Source organism: Nostocoides australiense Ben110, assembly GCF_001050535.1.
Taxonomy (GTDB): Bacteria; Actinomycetota; Actinomycetes; order Actinomycetales; family Dermatophilaceae; genus Nostocoides_A; species Nostocoides_A australiense.
On sequence record NZ_HG764815.1, the window covers coordinates 3,679,532 to 3,680,606 of the forward strand.

At 72.3% G+C, this 1,075-nt stretch carries 2 protein-coding genes and 1 pseudogene; all 3 read right to left on the reverse strand.

Annotation, left to right across the window (positions count from 1 at the left end; all coding sequences use genetic code 11):
• Nucleotides 1-178, reverse strand: a pseudogene (locus tag BN11_RS24300) (tRNA pseudouridine(38-40) synthase TruA); the annotation flags it as partial.
• 5 nt (nt 179-183) lie between these two features.
• Nucleotides 184-651, reverse strand: a complete 468-nt coding sequence (locus BN11_RS18040; RefSeq protein WP_157044263.1) for an O-methyltransferase — start codon at nt 649-651, stop codon at nt 184-186.
• A 133-nt stretch (nt 652-784) separates the two neighbouring features.
• Nucleotides 785-1,075, reverse strand: a 291-nt coding sequence (locus BN11_RS18045; RefSeq protein ID WP_456152341.1) for a sunset domain-containing protein, incomplete at its 5' end; no start/stop codon positions are given.

The following is a 1,075-nucleotide window of genomic DNA, read 5'->3' on the forward strand; positions in this document are numbered from 1 at the left end:
CGCGGGCGTGCACCCCCGCGTCGGTGCGGCCGGCGACGACGAGCCGGACCGGTGCCGGCGCGCGCAGCAGCGTGGTCAGCGCAGTGGAAAGCTCGCCCTCGACCGTCCGCTGTCCCGGCTGGGCGGCCCACCCGGCGAAGTCGGTCCCGTCATACGCGAGATCGATCCGGATCCGCAGCCCACTCACCGGCGACGAGTGGGCTCAGTGCTCGGTGTTGCCGTAGGGCTCGATCGTGCCCTGGGCGACCGCCGCCCGGCCGGGTGGCCTTCGAGGGTGATCAGCCGGCCATCGCCGTCGAGCTTCAGGGCCAGCACCTGATAGGCGCCGCTGATGCCCATATTGGTCCCGAGTTCGATGGCCACCTTCGGCTTGATGGCGCGCACCAGGCGGAACAGCAGCCGGGCCTCCCGGACCTTCTTGCTCGCCAGCCGCGTCGCGTCGTGCACGGTCAGGGTTTCGCTCCCGGCGACGAAACTGTTGTCCTCGAGCAGCGCTGCCCGCCGCGCCTCGATGGCCGCGATTCCGGCCCGCTCGTCGGGATCCAGATCCGTCTCGGCCATCCGCCCGAGGGCGTCGGCGATCGCCAGAGCGAGGGGGGTGCCATGCTCTTCCAGCGCCTGCCGCGGGGCCGCAATCTCAACGTCGACCACGCTCATCAACGTACACGAGCGGGTGTGCCGATCCCGGTAGCGACGGGCGCGCCGGGGAGGGTATGACGCAGCGAACGCCGAAGCCCCGGCCCGCGCGATGGCGGGTCGGGGCTTCGGAGCAGAACGAGGTGGCTCAGGCCTCGTCGACCTGCTGCTTCTCGGCGCCACCGGCCGGCCGGAAACCGGCGGCCTCGGCGGCGGCCGCATCCTTAAACCAGAACTCGGCCTCGGTGTTGTCGTACCACTGCGAGCCGGGCACGTGGTAGAGACCGGAGTCCTTGTTGCCCTTGACGGTGTAGCCCTCGGGGGCGGAGCCGTCCTCGGTGACCGCGACCGCACCGGCCGGCAGGTCGATGATGGTGGCCTGGGCCGGGGCGTCGGCGCCCGGAGCGTCCGCGGCGTCGGCGAGCTCGGCGTCGGGAGC